Source organism: Streptomyces sp. NPDC014870, assembly GCF_043081505.1.
Taxonomy (GTDB): domain Bacteria; phylum Actinomycetota; class Actinomycetes; order Streptomycetales; family Streptomycetaceae; genus Streptomyces.
In genome coordinates this window covers 533,935-547,979 of the sequence record NZ_JBIBWQ010000004.1, presented here as the reverse complement: position 1 = coordinate 547,979, position 14,045 = coordinate 533,935, and the positions used below count along the sequence as shown (strand labels likewise).

Annotated in this window: 12 protein-coding genes; 8 read left to right on the top strand and 4 right to left on the bottom strand. The window is 71.8% G+C overall.

Features of this window, described 5'->3' with window-relative positions:
* Positions 1–27 precede the first annotated feature (27 nt).
* A complete protein-coding gene (locus tag ACF09C_RS14965; protein ID WP_392091882.1) occupies positions 28–1,497 on the bottom strand; it encodes a carboxypeptidase-like regulatory domain-containing protein in 1,470 nt (489 codons plus the stop codon).
* Between the two features lie 236 nt (positions 1,498–1,733).
* On the opposite strand from ACF09C_RS14965, the gene ACF09C_RS14960 reads away from it, so the two are divergent.
* The 3 genes from ACF09C_RS14960 (at position 1,734) to ACF09C_RS14950 (ending at position 4,572) form a co-directional block, all read left to right on the top strand.
* Positions 1,734–2,672 carry an ABC transporter ATP-binding protein gene (locus tag ACF09C_RS14960; protein WP_392091881.1) on the top strand — a complete coding sequence of 313 codons (939 nt, stop codon included), beginning with the start codon at positions 1,734–1,736 and terminating at the stop codon, positions 2,670–2,672.
* 88 nt (positions 2,673–2,760) lie between these two features.
* On the top strand, positions 2,761–3,528 hold the full coding sequence (locus tag ACF09C_RS14955) for an ABC transporter permease (protein ID WP_392091880.1): 768 nt from the start codon (positions 2,761–2,763) through the stop codon (positions 3,526–3,528).
* A 54-nt stretch (positions 3,529–3,582) separates the two neighbouring features.
* Entirely contained in the window at positions 3,583–4,572 is a 990-nt protein-coding gene (locus tag ACF09C_RS14950) for a heme A synthase (RefSeq protein WP_392091879.1), read from the top strand.
* Between the two features lie 6 nt (positions 4,573–4,578).
* On the opposite strand, the gene ACF09C_RS14945 is transcribed toward ACF09C_RS14950, so the two are convergent.
* The 3 genes from ACF09C_RS14945 to ACF09C_RS14935 all read right to left on the bottom strand — a co-directional run bounded on the left by ACF09C_RS14945 (position 4,579) and on the right by ACF09C_RS14935 (position 7,123).
* Positions 4,579–5,658: an amidohydrolase family protein gene (locus ACF09C_RS14945; RefSeq protein WP_392091878.1), complete on the bottom strand. Its 1,080-nt coding sequence runs from the start codon at positions 5,656–5,658 to the stop codon at positions 4,579–4,581.
* A 102-nt stretch (positions 5,659–5,760) separates the two neighbouring features.
* Entirely contained in the window at positions 5,761–6,081 is a 321-nt protein-coding gene (locus tag ACF09C_RS14940; RefSeq protein ID WP_392091877.1) for a hypothetical protein, read from the bottom strand.
* A 94-nt stretch (positions 6,082–6,175) separates the two neighbouring features.
* Entirely contained in the window at positions 6,176–7,123 is a 948-nt protein-coding gene (locus ACF09C_RS14935) for a heme o synthase (RefSeq protein WP_392091876.1), read from the bottom strand.
* A gap of 327 nt (positions 7,124–7,450) precedes the next feature.
* Here ACF09C_RS14935 and tkt point away from each other — a divergent pair, with 327 nt between their 5' ends.
* The 5 genes from tkt to pgl are packed head-to-tail and all read left to right on the top strand — an operon-like array spanning position 7,451 to position 14,039.
* Positions 7,451–9,538 carry a transketolase gene (tkt, locus tag ACF09C_RS14930; RefSeq protein ID WP_392091875.1) on the top strand — a complete coding sequence of 696 codons (2,088 nt, stop codon included), beginning with the start codon at positions 7,451–7,453 and terminating at the stop codon, positions 9,536–9,538.
* Between the two features lie 31 nt (positions 9,539–9,569).
* On the top strand, positions 9,570–10,688 hold the full coding sequence (tal, locus tag ACF09C_RS14925) for a transaldolase (protein ID WP_392091874.1): 1,119 nt from the start codon (positions 9,570–9,572) through the stop codon (positions 10,686–10,688).
* A gap of 5 nt (positions 10,689–10,693) precedes the next feature.
* Entirely contained in the window at positions 10,694–12,226 is a 1,533-nt protein-coding gene (zwf, locus tag ACF09C_RS14920; protein ID WP_392091873.1) for a glucose-6-phosphate dehydrogenase, read from the top strand.
* Positions 12,223–13,260: a glucose-6-phosphate dehydrogenase assembly protein OpcA gene (gene opcA / locus ACF09C_RS14915; protein WP_392091872.1), complete on the top strand. Its 1,038-nt coding sequence runs from the start codon at positions 12,223–12,225 to the stop codon at positions 13,258–13,260. The genes zwf and opcA overlap by 4 nt, the downstream gene beginning before the upstream one ends.
* The gene (pgl, locus tag ACF09C_RS14910) at positions 13,257–14,039 is read left to right on the top strand and encodes a 6-phosphogluconolactonase (RefSeq protein ID WP_392091871.1); all 783 of its coding nucleotides are present in this window, start codon (positions 13,257–13,259) and stop codon (positions 14,037–14,039) included. The genes opcA and pgl overlap by 4 nt, the downstream gene beginning before the upstream one ends.
* Positions 14,040–14,045 lie beyond the last annotated feature (6 nt).

Sequence of the window (14,045 nt, the reverse complement as noted above, 5' to 3'; positions counted from 1 at the left end):
GTGCGGCCGCCGCCGTCGAGAGGGGCCTCAGAGCCCTTGACCGGCCTCCGCGGAGCCCTGATGACCTCGGACGATCACCTTCACCGGGAGCTCGATCACGGGCTCGCGCCCGCTGTCCGAGACGACCCGCACTGTCCCTTTCAGGACGGTGCCGGGGGCCACGCCCGTCGTGTCGACGGTGAGCGTCACGGCCACTCGGTCGTACGGCGCCTGCCCGGCGCCCTCCAGAGCGCCGTCGGCCGGGGAGGCGGTGAGCCAGGGCTGCCCGTCCTTCTCGGCCACCGTGTACGTGGTGGGGATGCTGCCCTCGTTGGTCAGGACGAGCGTCCGGGTGGTCCGGGTGTCCGCCGGGGCCCGCACGGTCAGGGACCGCTGGTCGGCGGTGACCCGGCCGGTGCCGAGCTCGCCGTCGACCAGGCGGACGCTGCCGGGCACGGCGGTGACCGTGATCCGGTCGCCCCAGTAGTGCGCGGCGCCGAGGACGACGTCGTAGTCCTGCCAGTTCGCGGGCACCTGGAACAGATAGGCGCCGTCGGCGTCGGCGCGGCGGGACGGCCCCACGCCTCCGCTGTACGCCCCGACGTGGGCGCCGGCGATCGGGAGCAGGTCGTTGGCGTCCGTCACCCGGCCGAGGATCACGGCGGTCCTGGTCTGGCGGAAGGAGATCACCGTGCCGTCGCGCAGCGCGGCCTCCTCCCGGGAGTAGATCAGCGCGCCCGCCCCGGTGTGGCTCTCGGCGCCGATCGTCGCGGACGAGCCGGTCTCCCGGCCGGCCCCGGAGAGGTCCCGGTAGTGCAGGGAGGCGGTGCCGTCCTCGCCGATCACGGCGGAGAAGCTGATCCGCTCCCGGGCCGGGGGCCCGGCGATCCGCACGTTCCGCCATTCGACGACGACCGTCCGGTGCGGGGCGGTGCCGGTGGCGGCCCAGTACACGCCCGACCGGCCGTCGACCGCGAGGTCGTCCCCGAAGGCGTGGAACGTGCCGTCGGGCGTCTGCGCCCCGGGCGCGGCGAAGGAGAGCGTGCCGTCGACGGAGGCGGTGAGGGAGCGGTACGCCCGGCCGTAGAACGGCACGGGGAACGGCAGCGCGATGTCCGCCGTGCCGGACGCGCGGTCGGCGAAGCGGAGCTTGGTGGTCCCGCTCGGGAACGCGCCGCCGGTGGCGACCGAGCAGGCGGTGCCGAAGGTGTCGGTACGGGACGCGAGGGCGACGTCCTCGGCGCCGCCGGCCGCGGTCACCTCGACCTGGACGTCCGCCGGGGAGGCGCAGTGGTGGTCCGGGGTGACGGCAAGCCGGTACTCGCCGGCCGCCGGGAGCCGCAGGGTGTAGCGGCCGTCGGCGCCGGTCGTCACGGTGGCCCCGGAGGGCGTGGCGGTGACGACGGCGCCCGCCTCGACGCCGGTGGCGCCGGTCACCACCCCGGTGAGGTCGAAGGCGGCGGGGTCCTCGGCCCGCGCGGGCGCGGCGGCCAGGGCGAGTGCGGCGGCGGTGAGCACGGAAAGGGCTCTCCGGCGGTCACGTCGGTGTGGTCGAACCAGGTGCACGGACTCTCCTTCACGGAAGGTGCGTTCACGGAAAATGCGCCACATGTGCGCACGATCACCCGATCGTGAAGGACGGACGGGGCTCGTGGGAAAGCTTTGGCCCGCCACTTTCGGCCATTCCTCGGGCCCGGAAGCGGCCGGTGTCCCCGCCGACCGGAGCACCCGGACGGCTCTCTAGACTTCCGGGCATGAAGAACGAGTCCGTCGACCGCGCCGCCGTCCAGGTCCGTGGCCTGGTGAAGCGGTACGGAGCCAAGACCGCCGTCGACGGCCTCGACCTCGACGTCAGGACGGGCACCGTGACCGCCGTGCTCGGCCCGAACGGGGCCGGCAAGACCACGACGATCGAGACCTGCGAGGGCTATCGGAAGGCCGACTCCGGCAGCGTCCGCGTCCTCGGCCTCGACCCGGTCGCCGACGCGGCCCGGCTGCGCCCGCGGATCGGCGTGATGCTCCAGTCCGGCGGCGTGTACTCCGGCGCCCGGGCCGACGAGATGCTCCGCCACATGGCGAAGCTGCACGCCCACCCGCTGGACGTGGACGCCCTGATCGAGCGCCTCGGCCTCGGCTCCTGCGGCCGGACCACCTACCGCAGGCTCTCCGGCGGCCAGCAGCAGCGCCTGGCGCTCGCGATGGCCGTCGTCGGCCGCCCCGAGCTGGTCTTCCTGGACGAGCCGACCGCCGGCCTCGACCCGCAGGCCCGGCACGCCACCTGGGACCTCGTCCGCGAGCTGCGGACCGACGGCGCCACCGTCGTCCTCACCACGCACTTCATGCAGGAGGCCGAGGAGCTGGCGGACGACGTCGCCATCGTCGACGCCGGCCGGGTCGCCGCCCAGGGCAGCCCCGAGGCGCTCTGCCGCGGCGGCGCCGAGAACACCCTCCGCTTCACCGGCCGCCCCGGGCTCGACCTCGGCTCGCTGCTCAAGGCGCTGCCCGACGGCACCCAGGCCGCCGAGCCGCTCCCGGGGACGTACCGCATCACCGGCGAGGTCGGCCCGCAGCTGCTCGCCACCGTGACCACCTGGTGCGCGCAGCACGGCGTGATGCCGGACGGCATCTCGGTCGAGCGCCACACCCTCGAAGACGTCTTTCTCGAACTGACCGGCAAGGAGCTGCGCTCGTGATGCGCGTCGACACCAAGACCTGCCGGGGGTCCGGGGGTTGTCCCCCGGGACAGCACAGCCTCGAACTGACCGGCAAGGAGCTGCGCTCATGAGCACGGGAACGTACTCCCCGAAGCCCGGAGCCGCGCCCGTCGGGCGCATGATCGTGGCGCAGACGGCCCTGGAGACCAGGATGCTGCTGCGCAACGGCGAGCAGCTGCTGCTCACGGTGATCATCCCGTCCCTGCTGCTGGTGCTCTTCTCGACCGTCGACATCGTCGACACCGGCTCCGAGAAGGCCGTCGACTTCCTCGCCCCCGGCGTCCTCGCGCTCGCCGTGATGTCCACCGCCTTCACCGGCCAGGCCATCGCGACCGGCTTCGAGCGCCGCTACGGCGTCCTCAAGCGGCTCGGCGCCTCGCCGCTCCCCCGTTGGGCGCTGATGACCGCCAAGACGCTCTCCGTCCTGGTCACGGAGATCCTCCAGGTGGCGCTGCTCACTTCGATCGCGCTCGGGCTCGGCTGGTCGCCCGAGGGCGACCCCTTCTCGGTCGTGGTCCTGCTCGTCCTCGGTACGGCCGCCTTCTCCGGCCTCGGCCTGCTGATGGCCGGCACGTTGCGCGCCGAGGCGACGCTGGCCGCCGCGAACCTGGTCTTCCTGCTGCTCCTGGTGGGCGGCGGGGTGATCGTGCCGCTCGACCGGTTCCCCGCCGCCGCCCGCTCCGTCCTGGAGCTGCTGCCGATCTCGGCGCTCTCGGACGGGCTGCGGGACGTGCTCCAGGGCGGCGCCGCGCTCCCCTGGGGCCAGGCGCTGGTCCTGGCCGTCTGGGCGGTCCTCGGCCTCGGAGCGGCGGCAAAGTTCTTCCGCTGGGAGTAGCGGCAGGGTGACGTTCCGGGGTGACTTCACCCGTAACGCACCCCTCGTGAACGCATGCACAAGCCCCGCCCTACGATAGGGCCCGTGCTGACCCCCCTCGCCTACATCGCCAAGCGCTGGACGCCGTCCCCCGCGACGCTCCGGCGCGCCGCGCTCTCCGCCGTCGTGATGAGCGTCCTCATCATCGTCACGGGAGGCGCGGTCCGGCTGACCGGTTCCGGTCTCGGCTGCGACACCTGGCCCAAGTGCACGGACGACAGCCTGATCGTCACGCCCGAGCAGGGCTACCGCGGCATGATCGAGTTCGGCAACCGGATGCTGACGTACGTCCTGTCGGCCGCCGTCGGCTGGGCGATCATCGCGGCGCGCTCCACCAAGCCGTGGCGGCGCGGGCTGACCCGGCTCGGCTGGGCGCAGTTCTGGATCGTCGCCAGCAACGCGGTCATCGGCGGCATCACGGTGTGGATGGGCCTCAACCCGTGGACCGTCGCCGGTCACTTCCTCGCCGCGAACGCGCTCCTGACGGTCGCCGTGATCACCTGGCACCGCGCCGGCGAGGGCGACACGCCCCCCAGGCGCCGGGTGCCGGGACCGGTCCGCAAGCTCTCCTGGGCGATCGTCGCGGCCTCGGTCCTGCTGATCGTCCTCGGCACCGGCGTCACCGGCTCGGGCAAGCACGCGGGTGACAGCAGCGACGTCCCGCGCATGCCGTGGGACTGGACCGCCGCCGCCCATCTGCACGCCATCGCCGCCTGGGTCGTGTGCGCGCTCGCGCTCGCGATGTGGCTGGTGCTGCGGGTGGTCGACGCCCCGGACGACACCCGGGCGCGCGCCCGTGACCTGCTGATCGTGCTGCTCGCCCAGGGCGGGATCGGGTACGTCCAGTACTTCACCGGTGTCCCCGAGATCCTCGTCGGCGCCCATATGCTCGGCTCCGCGCTGATGTGGATCGCGGTCCTGCGCCTGGCCCTGAGCCTGCGCGAGCGCCCGCTCTCCGCCCCGGAGATCCCGGCCCCGTCGGACGCGGTCCTCACCAAGGCGTAGAGCCTGTCAGCGCAGGCCGTAGATCCTGCGTGCGTTGCCAGAGGCGATCATCGTGGCCACCCGCTGGGCGTCGGTGAAGGACCAGGAGCCGTCGGCGACCCATTCGCCGAGGACCCGGCCGAGCGCGCCCCGGAAGACGTTCGCCGCGACGACGTGCAGCTCGGGCAGTGCCTGGGCGCCGCTGGAGAAGAGCAGCTTGCCGAAGGGCGCCTGCTCCAGTAGCTCGGCGAGGACGGCCGCCGCCCGGGCCCCGGTCCTGGCGAGGACGGAGCCCAGGTCCGCGTAGACGTGCGGGAAGAGGGCGGTCAGCTCGGCCGCCTGACGGTGGTACGGGTATCCGTGCAGCAGCACGAGGTCCGCGCCCAGGCCGCCGGTGGCGGCGGCGAACTCCGCGAGCCCGGCCGGGTCCTCGTTCCCCACGTGCAGCTGGAGCGGCCGGCCCGCGCCGACGGCGACCCAGAGCAGATGGCGCAGCAGCACCGGGTCGGTGATCCGGCCACCGGCCGCGCGGCCGGCCAGCCAGCGCCCGGCCGCCCCCCGTACCTCGCCGGGCCCCGGCGGCTCGGCGGCCCGGGCGAGCCCCCGGCTCGCGCCGGCCACCGAGGTGAAGGCGACGGCCGTCGTGGCGGCGCCGTGGACGGCCTCGGCGAGGTTGGCGAGGAGCGACTCGACGGATCCCGAGGTGTCGGCGACCTGCTCGGCGAGGAGTTCGAGGCGGACGATCTCGTGCGCGTCGGCGGCCCCCGCGGAGGCGAGTTCGGCGGGATCGGTCAGATCGCCGGGCAGGCCCGTGTCGACCAGGTACGTGGAGATCCCGGAGGCGCGCAGCAGTCTGCGCCCGGACTCCAGGACGCCCAGCTCGCGGCGGCGGGCGAGGTAGCGGGCCGGTGGGCAGTGCGGCTCAAGGCCCAGCAGCGGCGGGCACCAGCGACGGACCGCGAATCCGGTCTGGGTGTCGAAGAAGGTGGTGCCGGGCGCGGCAGGGCCGCCGGTCCTGCCGAGGTGGGTCTCGAAGGTGCCGAGGCCGAGCTCCGTACGGAGCACCCCGTGGCAGTACTGGTCCACCAGGCTCGGGGTCTCGATCATTCGGGGGGCTCCCTGCGTGGACGTTCTTCCACACGTCCTAACGGGTGAGCCCCACCCGAGGTTGTCGCCTTCCGCGTCGAACGGATACGCGGGGGAGGCGGGTTACGCGTTCGACGGGCCACCGAGCTGGATCCCGGCCATCCGGGACCACTCGTACGGGCCGGTGACGACCTTCGCGGCGAACTCGCCGTCGAACTCGTCGTGGAGGGTGAGGCCGGCCTTCTCGGCCGCCTGCTCGGCGATCGCGTACGTGGGGGCCACCAGGTCGCCCCAGCCGCCGTCCTCGCCGACGAGGACGATCCGGGTGCCGGCCTGGCCGATGTGGGCGAGCTGCCCCTCGGCGCCGCCGTGCTCCTTGGAGAACGTCCCGATCTGCTTGGCGAGCCTGGCCGCCCTGCGCTCCGCCTGCTTCGTGTCTGCCATGACAAGGATGCTACCGACGGGTAGATCAATTGGCGACGGCCGGTGCACGTGGTCTTGCCCACGTGCACCGGCCGTAGCTGGGGGTCCTGCGGTCCTACCTCAGGAAGGGGTCGACCGCGACCGCCACGAAGAGCAGCGAGACATAGGTGATCGACCAGTGGAAGAGGCGCATCTCCTTGAGCTTCGCGCCGGTCGCGCCGTTCTTCGCGCGGTTCAGCAGCGCGTGCGCCTCCCAGAGCCACCAGCCGCCGGTGAGCAGCGCCACCGCCGTGTAGAACCAGCCGGTGTAGCCGAGCGGGGTGAGCAGCAGCGAGACCGCGACCATCACCCAGCTGTAGGCGACGATCTGCTTGGCCACGACCTTGTTGGAGGCGAGCACCGGGAGCATCGGGACGCCGGCGCGCGCGTAGTCGTCCTTCACCTTCATCGACAGCGGCCAGTAGTGCGGCGGCGTCCAGAAGAAGATGACGAGGAAGAGGATGATCGCGGCCCACGACATCGAGTTGGTCACGGCCGACCAGCCGATGAGCACCGGCAGGCAGCCGGCGATGCCGCCCCAGACGATGTTCTGGGAGGTGCGCCGCTTCAGGATCATCGTGTAGATCACGACGTAGAACAGCAGCGCGCCGAGCGAGAGCGCGGCCGAGAGCCAGTTGACCAGGAGGCCGAACCAGAGCGTGGAGACCACCGCGAGGGTCAGGCCGAAGACGAGGCCCTCCCGCGGGGTCAGGACGCCGGTGACCAGCGGGCGCTGCGAGGTGCGGTCCATCAACGCGTCGATGTCGCGGTCGATGTACATGTTCAGCGCGTTGGCGCCGCCCGCCGACAGATAGCCGCCGAAACAGGTGGCCAGGACCAGCCACAGGTTCGGCACGCCCTGCTCGGCGAGGAACATCACCGGAACGGTCGTGATGAGCAGCAGCTCGATGATCCGCGGCTTGGTCAGCGCCACGTATGCCTTGACGCGGGCCCCGAACGGCCGATGGCCCCCCGGGCTGGGAGTCAAGACGACCCCTGCGGGTCGGGACTCGACGGCCGTCACGCACACCCCTGACAGAGAATTCCCAGCAAGCTCCCCGGATGAAGACGGGGTGAAGACTTGCGCGTACCACGCCACTCTAGACGTTGCCCATACGCCGATCTTCGCGGGGGTGGGGTCGTGTTGAGGGGGCTCGTCCCAAGGGGTGGACAGCGCTGCGCCCGGCGCCCGGGAGGCGAAGTGACGGAGTCGCCCGCAGTCTTGACGTGTCTGCTCATCTGAGGGCCCCAGACCCGAAATGATGGCGTTCTGACGGGGGTAGGCTCGGCAGCGCCGGTACACCCTCAGTCACCGGTTTCCCGTACATGTGGAGAGGAGCCCTGACTCAGGGTGAGCACTCAGCCGACCACCTCAGAGCTCGACTGGACCGAGCTGGATCAGCGGGCCGTGGACACCGCCCGCATCCTGGCAGCGGACGCCGTACAGAAGGTCGGCAACGGCCATCCCGGTACGGCCATGAGCCTGGCGCCCGCCGCGTACACCCTCTTCCAGAAGGTGATGCGGCACGACCCGGCGGACCCGGAGTGGGTGGGGCGCGACCGTTTCGTGCTCTCCGCCGGCCACTCGTCCCTGACCCTCTACACCCAGCTGTACCTGGGTGGCTTCGGTCTCGAGCTGGACGACCTGAAGGCGTTCCGCACCTGGGGCTCGAAGACCCCGGGCCACCCGGAGTACGGGCACACCGCGGGCGTCGAGACGACGACGGGCCCGCTGGGCCAGGGTGTCGCCAACGCCGTGGGCATGGCGATGGCCGCCCGCTTCGAGCGCGGCCTGTTCGACCCGGAGGCGGCCCCCGGCACCTCCCCGTTCGACCACCGGATCTACGCGATCGCCGGTGACGGCTGCCTCCAGGAGGGCATCTCCGCCGAGGCGTCCTCGCTGGCCGGTCACCAGAAGCTCGGCAACCTGATCCTGCTGTGGGACGACAACCACATCTCGATCGAGGGCGACACCGAGACGGCCGTGTCCGAGGACACGATGAAGCGGTACGAGGCGTACGGCTGGCACGTCCAGCGCGTCGAGCCGCAGGCCAACGGCGACCTGGACCCGGCCGCGCTGTTCGCGGCGATCAGGGCCGCCGAGGCCGAGACCGAGCGTCCGTCGTTCATCGCGATGCGCTCGATCATCGCCTGGCCCGCCCCGAACGCGCAGAACACCGAGGCCGCGCACGGCTCGGCGCTCGGCGACGAGGAGATCGCGGCCACCAAGCGGATCCTCGGCTTCGACCCGGAGCAGACCTTCGAGGTCGCCGACGAGGTCATCACCCACACCCGCTCGCTGGGCGACCGCGGCCGTGAGGCCCGCGCCGCGTGGGAGAAGTCCCTCGCCGAGTGGCGTACGGCCAACCCGGAGCACGCGGCCACGTTCGACCGGATCCAGGCCAACGAGCTGCCGGAGGGCTGGGAGGAGAAGCTCCCCGTCTTCGAGGCGGGCAAGGGCATCGCGACCCGCGCCGCGTCCGGCAAGGTCCTGCAGTCGCTCGGCGCGGTCATCCCGGAGCTGTGGGGCGGCTCGGCCGACCTGGCCGGCTCGAACAACACGACGATCGACAAGACCTCGTCGTTCCTGCCCGAGGGCAACCCGCTGCCCGAGGCGCACCCTTACGGCCGCACGATCCACTTCGGCATCCGCGAGCACTCCATGGCCGCGGAGATGAACGGCATCGCGCTGCACGGCAACACCCGCATCTACGGCGGCACCTTCCTGGTGTTCTCCGACTACATGCGCAACGCGGTGCGGCTCTCCGCGCTGATGCACCTGCCGGTGACGTACGTCTGGACCCACGACTCGATCGGTCTGGGCGAGGACGGCCCGACGCACCAGCCGGTGGAGCACCTGGCCTCGCTGCGCGCGATCCCCGGTCTGAACGTCGTCCGCCCGGCGGACGCCAACGAGACCGCCATCGCCTGGCGCGAGATCACCAAGCGCCACACCCGCGTGTTCGGCAAGGGCGCCCCGCACGGCCTCGCGCTGACCCGCCAGGGCGTTCCGACGTACGACTGGAACGACGCCGCGGCCAAGGGCGGATACGTCCTGTTCGAGGCCGAAGGCGGCGACGCGCAGGTCGTGCTGATCGGCACCGGCTCCGAGGTGCACGTGGCCGTCGAGGCCCGCGAGCAGCTCCAGGCCGCCGGCGTCCCGACCCGCGTGGTCTCGATGCCGTCCGTCGAGTGGTTCGAGGAGCAGGACCAGGCGTACAAGGACTCCGTCCTGCCGCCGTCGGTGAAGGCGCGCGTGGCCGTCGAGGCCGGTATCGGTCTCACCTGGCACAAGTACGTCGGCGACGCCGGCCGGATCGTCTCGCTGGAGCACTTCGGCGCCTCCGCCGACGCGAAGGTCCTCTTCCGCGAGTTCGGCTTCACGCCGGAGGCCGTGGCCGCCGCCGCCCGGGAATCCCTGGCCGCCGCGGCGCGCTGACGTCCATAGAAACGAATTTGGAGAACCTCTCATGACAGACGCTCTCAAGCGCCTCTCCGACGAAGGCGTCGCGATCTGGCTGGACGACCTCTCGCGCCAGCGGATCACGTCCGGGAACCTGGCCGAGCTGATCGACCAGCAGCACGTGGTGGGTGTCACCACCAACCCGTCCATCTTCCAGAAGGCGATCTCGGAGGGCCACGGTTACGACCAGCAGCTCGCCGACCTCGCCGCGCGCAAGGTGACCGTGGACGAGGCCATCCGCATGATCACGACGGCTGACGTGAGGGACGCCGCCGACATCCTGCGCCCGGTGTTCGACTCCACGGACGGCCAGGACGGCCGGGTCTCGATCGAGGTCGACCCCCGCCTCGCGCACAACACGGCGGCGACCATCGCCGAGGCCAAGCAGCTGGCCTGGCTGGTGGACCGCCCCAACACGCTCATCAAGATCCCGGCCACCAAGGCGGGTCTGCCGGCGATCACCGAGGTCATCGGCCTCGGCATCAGTGTCAACGTGACGCTGATCTTCTCGCTGGAGCGCTACCGCGCGGTCATGGACGCCTACCTGGCCGGTCTGGAGAAGGCCCGCGAGCGCGGCCTCGACCTCTCCAAGATCCACTCCGTGGCCTCCTTCTTCGTCTCCCGTGTGGACTCGGAGATCGACAAGCGCCTCACCGCCCTCGGCACCGACGAGGCCCTCGCCCTCAAGGGCAAGGCCGCCCTCGCCAACGCCCGTCTGGCCTACGAGGCGTACGAAGAGGTGTTCTCCTCCGAGCGCTGGGCCGCCCTGGACAAGGCGCAGGCCAACAAGCAGCGTCCGCTGTGGGCCTCGACCGGCGTCAAGGACCCGGCGTACAAGGACACGCTGTACGTCGTCGACCTGGTCGCGCCCGGCACGGTGAACACCATGCCGGAGGCGACCCTGGAGGCCACCGCCGACCACGGCGAGGTCACCGGCGACACCGTGCGCGGCACCTACGCGCAGGCCCGCGCGGAGCTGGACGCCGTCGAGAAGCTCGGCATCAGCTACGACGACGTGGTACAGCTGCTGGAGGACGAGGGCGTCGAGAAGTTCGAGGCGTCCTGGAACGACCTTCTCAAGTCGACCGAGGCGGAGCTGCAGCGCCTCGCACCTTCGGAGGCGTAAGCACTTTGAGCGCAGTCCACGGAGCCAACCCGCTCCGTGACGCCGCAGACCGACGGCTCCCGCGTATCGCGGGGCCGTCGGGTCTGGTGATCTTCGGCGTCACGGGCGATTTGTCCCGTAAGAAGCTGATGCCCGCCGTCTACGACCTCGCGAACCGCGGCCTGCTGCCGCCGGGCTTCTCGCTGATCGGCTTCGCCCGTCGCGAGTGGCAGAACGAGGACTTCGCGCAGGAGGTCCACGACGCCGTCGAGCAGCACGCGCGCACGCCGTTCCGCGAGGAGGTGTGGCAGCAGCTGATCCAGGGGATGCGTTTCGTCCAGGGCGACTTCGACGACGACGACGCCTTCGACCAGCTGAAGTCCACCATCGAGGAGCTGGACAAGGCGCAGGGCACCGGAGGCAACTTCGCCTTCTACCTGTCCGTGCCGCCGAAGTTCTTCCCGCTCGTCGTCCAGCAGCTGAAGAAGCACGGCCTGGCCGACCAGAAGGACGGTTCCTGGCGCCGCGCGGTCATCGAGAAGCCCTTCGGCCACGACCTGGTCTCCGCCAAGGAGCTCAACGAGGTCGTCCACGAGGTCTTCCCGCCCGAGGCGGTCTTCCGGATCGACCACTACCTGGGCAAGGAGACCGTCCAGAACATCCTGGCGCTCCGCTTCGCCAACACCCTCTTCGAGCCGATCTGGAACCGGTCGTACGTCGACCACGTGCAGATCACCATGGCCGAGGACATCGGCATCGGCGGCCGTGCCGGCTACTACGACGGCATCGGCGCCGCCCGTGACGTCATCCAGAACCACCTCCTCCAGCTGCTCGCGCTCACCGCGATGGAGGAGCCCGCCTCCTTCGACGCGGACGCGCTCGCGGCCGAGAAGACCAAGGTGCTCGGCGCGGTGAAGCTGCCGAAGGACCTGGGCGCCTCGACCGTGCGCGGCCAGTACGCGCCGGGATGGCAGGGCGGCGCCAAGGCCGTCGGCTATCTGCAGGAGGACGGGATCGACCCCAAGTCGAAGACCGACACCTTCGCGGCCATCAAGGTGGAGATCGACAACCGCCGCTGGGCGGGCGTCCCCTTCTACCTCCGTACCGGCAAGCGGCTCGGCCGCCGCGTCACCGAGATCGCGGTCGTCTTCCAGCGGGCTCCGCACTCCCCCTTCGACAAGACGGCGACGGAGGAGCTGGGCCAGAACGCCCTGGTCATCCGCGTCCAGCCGGACGAGGGCGTGACCATGCGGTTCGGCTCCAAGGTGCCGGGCACCTCGATGGAGGTCCGGGACGTGTCGATGGACTTCGCCTACGGCGAGTCCTTCACGGAGTCCAGCCCCGAGGCGTACGAGCGGCTCATCCTCGATGTGCTCCTCGGCGACTCGAACCTCTTCCCGCGCGTCGAGGAGGTCGAGCTCTCCTGGAAGATCCTCGACCCGATCGAGCAGTACTGGGACGCGCACGGCAAGCCGGCGCAGTACCCGTCCGGGACCTGGGGTCCGGTCGAGGCGGACGAAATGCTCGCACGAGACGGACGGAGCTGGCGCCGGCCATGAAGACCGACCTCACGGACACCACGTCCAGCAAGATCAACAAGGCGCTGGTGCTCGGACGGCGTGCCATCGGCACGCCCGCCGTCGGGATGGTGCTCACCCTCGTCATCGTCACCGACGAGGAGAACGCCTACGACGCGCTGAAGGCGGCCAACGACGCGTCCCGTGAACACCCTTCGCGCACCCTCGTGGTCATCAAGCGGGCCTCCCGCTCGCCGCGGGACCGCGCGAAGGCCCGGCTCGACGCCGAGGTCCGCCTCGGCGCCGACGCCAGCACCGGCGAAACGGTTGTCCTCCGGCTGTACGGCGAGGTCGCGGACCACGCCCAGTCGGTGGTCCTGCCGCTCCTGCTTCCGGACGCGCCCGTCGTCGTCTGGTGGGCGGTCAACGCCCCGGCCGACCCGGCGAACGACCCGCTGGGCTCGCTCGCCCAGCGCCGGGTGACCGACACCTACGCCGCCGAGCAGCCCATCCAGGAGCTGACCGGCCGCGCGGACACCTACACCCCGGGCGACACGGACCTGGCCTGGACCCGGATCACCCCGTGGCGCTCGATGCTGGCCGCCGCGCTCGACCAGGTCGTGTGCGAGGTCACCTCGGCCGAGGTCGAGGGCGAGGAGTTCAACCCGAGCGTCGAGCTGCTCGCCATGTGGCTGGCGGACCGGCTGAAGGTGCCGGTGCGCCGGTCCACCTCGCAGGGGCCCGGACTCACCTCCGTACGGATGCAGTCCTCCTCAGGGCCGATCATCCTCGACCGGCCGGACGGCTCGCTCGCGACGCTCTCCATCCAGGGGCAGCCGGACCGTGCCGTGGCGCTCAAGCGCCGCGACACCGCCGAGCTGATCGCGGAGGAGCTGCGCCGGCTCGACCCGGACGACACCTACGCCTCGGCGCTGCGGTTCGGGCTCGACCGGCTGGACGAGGAGGCGAAGGTGACGGCTCCCAAGGAGCAGGTCACGGACGCGGCCGACCCGGCACCCGAGCCGGCCAAGGCGCCCGCGAAGAAGGCCCCGGCCAAGAAGGCGGCGGCCAAGTGAGCACTCCGCAGCTCGTCGTCCACCGCGACAAGGAGCTGATGGCGCAGGCCGCGGCGGCCCGGCTGATCACCCGGATCGTGGACGCGCAGGCGGCCCGCGGCTCGGCCTCCGTGGTCCTCACGGGCGGCCGGAACGGCAACGGGCTGCTCGCGGCGCTCAGTTCGGCCCCCGCTCGGGACGCGATCGACTGGTCGCGGCTCGACCTGTGGTGGGGCGACGAGCGGTTCCTGCCCGAGGGCGACCCGGAGCGGAACGTCACCCAGGCCCGAGGGGCGCTGCTCGACAGCGTCCCGCTGGACCCGGCGCGCGTGCACGCCATGCCGGCCTCGGACGGGCCGTACGGCAACGACGTCGAGGCCGCGGCCGAGGCGTACGCGGCCGAACTGGCCGCTGCCGCCGGTCCCGAGGACCATGCGTCGGTGCCGTCCTTCGACGTGCTGATGCTGGGCGTCGGCCCGGACACGCACGTGGCCTCGCTCTTCCCCGAGCTGCCGGCGGTCCGCGAGACGGAGCGCACGGTGGTGGGTGTGCACGGCGCGCCGAAGCCGCCACCGGTCCGGATCTCGCTGACGCTGCCCGCCATCCGGGCCGCGCGTGAGGTCTGGCTGCTCGCGGCCGGTGACGACAAGGCGAAGGCGGCGGCCATCGCGCTCTCCGGGGCGGGCGAGATCCAGGCCCCGGCGGCGGGCGCCCGCGGCCGCTCGCGGACGCTCTGGCTGCTCGACGCGGCGGCCGCGTCGGAGCTGCCGCGCGATCTGTACCCGCCGGCCTCGGCCTGACGGACG

Excerpts from the sequence above, each read along its gene's own strand:
- ACF09C_RS14960 (WP_392091881.1), top strand. The coding sequence starts at position 1,734 with ATGAAGAACGAGTCCGTCGACCGCGCCGCCGTCCAGGTCCGTGGCCTG.
- ACF09C_RS14955 (WP_392091880.1), top strand. The coding sequence starts at position 2,761 with ATGAGCACGGGAACGTACTCCCCGAAGCCCGGAGCCGCGCCCGTCGGG.
- ACF09C_RS14950 (WP_392091879.1), top strand. The coding sequence starts at position 3,583 with ATGCACAAGCCCCGCCCTACGATAGGGCCCGTGCTGACCCCCCTCGCC.
- ACF09C_RS14945 (WP_392091878.1), bottom strand. The coding sequence starts at position 5,658 with ATGATCGAGACCCCGAGCCTGGTGGACCAGTACTGCCACGGGGTGCTC.
- ACF09C_RS14940 (WP_392091877.1), bottom strand. The coding sequence starts at position 6,081 with ATGGCAGACACGAAGCAGGCGGAGCGCAGGGCGGCCAGGCTCGCCAAG.
- tal (WP_392091874.1), top strand. The coding sequence starts at position 9,570 with ATGACAGACGCTCTCAAGCGCCTCTCCGACGAAGGCGTCGCGATCTGG.
- opcA (WP_392091872.1), top strand. The coding sequence starts at position 12,223 with ATGAAGACCGACCTCACGGACACCACGTCCAGCAAGATCAACAAGGCG.